Below are 3,544 nucleotides of genomic sequence, written 5' to 3'. Positions count from 1 at the left end.
CCCCACGGTGGGGCCCCGCCCACAGCGGGCCCCCGCCCGCAACGGGGCCTCCGCGCACGGCAGGGTCTCCGCGCACGGCAGGGTCGCCGCCAACACCGGGGCCTCCGCCACTCGTCGGCGCGGGAGGACGACGCGTGGCGGGTCCGTCACTCGTTCCGGGACGGTGGCCGGTCGAGCGCGCGCAGCACAGCGGCGGCGGCGAGTTGCAGCGCGGCCACGCCGAGGACGAGGGTCGCGGGCCGCAGGTGGGCGAGGAGGCCGACGAGGGCGGCGCCCGCCGCCGCGCTCGTCAGCTTCAGCCCCGCGCCCAGGGTGAAGACCTGGGTCCGTGCGTCGTCGGGAGCGTGGTCGGCGCGCAGCCGCAGGGTGGCCGTCAGCAGCGGCCCGTCGCCCAGTCCCGCGAGGGCGAACAGCGCGACGGTCAGCGGAAAGGCGGGGGCCAGGGCAGCGCCCGCCAGCGCGAGCGCTGTCGCGCACAGGCTGCCCAGGGCGAGCCGTCCGGCCTCGGGCGCACGGTGCCACCGGGCGAGCCCCAGCGAGCCCACCAGCCCGCCCACCGCGAACGCGGCCATCAGGACACCGCCACCGTTGGCCTGGCTTCCCCCGTCTCCGAAGCCTCCAACGTCTCCGGCATCCCCGGCGAGGAGCACGGCCGCGACGGGCAGCCCGCCGATCCCGAGGAAGGCGACACAGGTCGCCACGGTGAGCGCACGCAGCGGCGGAACCGCCCACAGGGCACGCACTCCGGCGGTGATCCGGTGGCGCAGTGCACCTGCGGGGGCGCGGGGCGGTTCTGTCGCGGCGGGCCGCGTGGCGTCGCTGGCGGACGGTGGGGAGGGCCGTGCGGGGCGCGGCAGCGTGGTGGCGGCAAGCAGGCTGGCGCAGCCGGCACAGACGGCCAGCAGGGCGGTGCCCGGCCAGGCGGAGGAGACGGCGACGGTGGTGCTCACCGCGGCGGGAGCGGTGACGGCGGCGGCGTTGTAGCCGGCGGCGTCGAGCGCGTAAGCGCGGGAACGGGCGCGGCCGTCGGGGACGAGGGAGGCGAGGAGGCTGGAGAGACCTCCGGTGACGACGGGCCCGACGCTGCCGCCGAGCACCGCGGCGACGACGGAGAGCCACACCGGCGCGCGCCCCACTGTCAGGCCCAGTACGGCGATGGCCGTGCCGAGGACGGCGAGCGCGCCACCGTGGAAGAGCCGCGGCCTGCGGGCCCGTTCGGCCAGGACGCCCGCCACCGGAGCGGCCACCGCGTGCGGCGCCAGCCATGCCGTGAGGACGTAGGCGCCCAGCGCGGGGCTGCCGGTGCGTTCCAGCGCGAGGAGGGCGAGTGCGACGGCGACGCCCTCGTCCGCGAGCCGCGCCAGGAAGGCCGTCGCCAGATACGCCTTCACCCACTCCTCCTCCGGCCCGCTCTCGCACGCGGTGACGGGCTCGCACCTGCCTGTGCCCCCGTCCGCGCACCGCCCGCACCCCGCCCGCCCGCGCACGCAACCGTGACACCGCGACGCCCCGACCCCGTGATGCCGTGACCCCGCGACGCCGGAACCCTGCGCCCCCGCGCCCCCGCGACGCCGTGTGACATGTACGGGAAACGGCTGGCGGGCGTGGCGTGCGCCGCGGGTCAGGGCAGCACGGCGATGCCGTCGAGCTCGATCATGGCCTCCTCGTCCCACAGCCGTACCGCCCCGATGACGGCCATGGCCGGGTAGTCGCGTCCGGCCAGCTCGTGCCAGATCCGGCCCAGCTGTGCGGCGTGGTGACGGTAGGCGGCCACGTCGGTGGTGTGGACGGTGACCCGCGCCAGGTCGGCCGGTCCACCGCCGCACGCCTCCAGCGCGGCCAGCAGGTTGGTGAGGGCGAGCCTGAACTGGTCGGGAAAAGAGGTGGCGGCGACACGGCCCTCCCCGTCCAGTGCCGTCTGGCCGGCGAGGAAGACCAGCCGGGTGCCGGCGCGGGCCGTCACCGCGTGGGAGAAGCCCCGGGGCGGGGAGAGCTCGGCCGGGTTGACGCGGGCCACCGCCGTCCGGGAGGTGGCCGTCGCATGGCTGTCGTCCCCAGGCTCCTGACTGCCGGTCGGGGGCTCATGACTGCCAGGCGGGGACTCGTGGCTGCCGGTCGGGGACTCGTGGCTGCCGGTCGGGGGCTCATGGCTGCCGGTCATGTGTGCGTCTCCTTCGTGTGCGGCCGGCCGGTGCGCGGCAGGCGTGCCCTGTACAGCTCCTTGGCGATGAGCGAGCGCTGCACCTCGCTGGCCCCCTCGTAGATGCGGGGCGCGCGGACCTCCCGGTAGAGATGTTCGAGGAGATGGCCGCGCTGGAGCGCTGCCGCGCCGTGGATCTGGACCGCGGTGTCGACCACGTACTGCGCGGTCTCGGTCGCCATGAGCTTGGCCATGGCCGCGCGCCGGGCGACGTCACCGCCCGTGCCGGCGCTCGCGTCGTACGCGCCGGCGGCGGCGTACACCAGCAGCCGTGCCGCCTCGGTGCGGGTCGCCATCTCCGCCAACTGGTGGGAGACCGTCTGCAGGTCGCGCAGGACACCGCCGAAGGCGGGCCGCTCGGCGGCGTGCTGGAGGGAGGCGTCCAGTGCGGCCTGCGCCATGCCGACGGCGAACGCGCCGACGCTGGGGCGGAAGAGGTTGAGGGTGCGCATGGCCACGGAGAAGCCCTGGCCTGGTGCGCCGAGCAGGTCCGCGCCGGTGACGGGTACGGCGTCGAAGGTGAGGGTGCCCAGCGCGTGCGGGGCGAGCATGTCCAAAGGCTCACCGGTCAGACCAGGCCGGTCGGCGGGGACGAGGAAGGCGCTCACACCGCGCGAGCCCGGGCCCTCTCCCGTGCGGGCGAAGACGGTGTAGAAGTCGGCCTCGGGGGCGTTGGAAATCCACGTCTTGCGTCCCGTCAACCGCCACCGCCTCGCGCCGCGAGCTCCCCCGCCACCTTCCGGCCCCGCCCCCGGCTCGGACTCGGCCCCGAGGGGCTCGGGCGCGGCCCCGGGTGGCTCGGACTCGGCCCCGGGGGGCTCGGGCGCGGTCCCGGGAGACTCGGGCGCGTGCCCTGGTTCGGGCTCGGCGCGCAGGGCGAGTGCGGCGGCGTCGCTGCCCGCACCCGGCTCGCTCAGCGCGAACGCCGCGACCGCGCGCCCCGCCGCCACCGCGGGCAGCCAGCGCGCGCGTTGCTCGTCGGTACCCACGTCGGCGACGGGGCCGGCGCCGAGCCCCTGGAGCGCGAGCGCGGTCTCCGCCTGCGGGCAGGAGTAGGCCAGCGCCTCGCGCAGCAGACACAGGTCGAGCGCGCTGACACGCTCCCTGGCCCGCGCGCCGGGGACGGCGTGGGCGAGCAGACCCCGTGCGCCCAGCTCGCGCAGCAGGGGCCGGTTGACGCGGCCGGGGTCACCGGCCTCGGCGTGCGGGCGCAACCGCTCGGTGGCCAGGGTGCGCAACCGCGCGCTCCACTCCCGCTGTGCGCGGGTGAGCGCGAACGCCGACGCGCAGGTGGCGGCGGGCGAGGGGGGAGGAGCGGGGTGTGCCGGAGAGGCGGACGGGGTC

The 3,544-nt window shown here is 77.0% G+C and carries 3 protein-coding genes; all 3 read right to left on the bottom strand.

Annotated elements, in window-relative coordinates; translation table 11 throughout:
• Positions 1 to 146: 146 nt before the first annotated feature.
• The 3 genes from AB8Z75_RS33820 to AB8Z75_RS33810 all read right to left on the bottom strand — a co-directional run bounded on the left by AB8Z75_RS33820 (position 147) and on the right by AB8Z75_RS33810 (position 3,438).
• Complete coding sequence (locus AB8Z75_RS33820; protein WP_369208792.1) at positions 147 to 1,391, bottom strand: MFS transporter; 1,245 nt, start codon at positions 1,389 to 1,391, stop codon at positions 147 to 149.
• A 230-nt stretch (positions 1,392 to 1,621) separates the two neighbouring features.
• On the bottom strand, positions 1,622 to 2,017 hold the full coding sequence (locus AB8Z75_RS33815) for a RidA family protein (protein WP_369208796.1): 396 nt from the start codon (positions 2,015 to 2,017) through the stop codon (positions 1,622 to 1,624).
• A 140-nt stretch (positions 2,018 to 2,157) separates the two neighbouring features.
• The gene (locus tag AB8Z75_RS33810; protein ID WP_369208794.1) at positions 2,158 to 3,438 is read right to left on the bottom strand and encodes an acyl-CoA dehydrogenase family protein; all 1,281 of its coding nucleotides are present in this window, start codon (positions 3,436 to 3,438) and stop codon (positions 2,158 to 2,160) included.
• Between the last annotated feature and the right edge of the window lie 106 nt (positions 3,439 to 3,544).

The sequence above is a fragment of the Streptomyces sp. PU-14G genome, from assembly GCF_041028275.1.
Taxonomy (GTDB): Bacteria; Actinomycetota; Actinomycetes; order Streptomycetales; family Streptomycetaceae; genus Streptomyces.
Note: the sequence above shows the minus strand (reverse complement) of the source record. Positions and strands in the feature narration are given on the sequence as shown.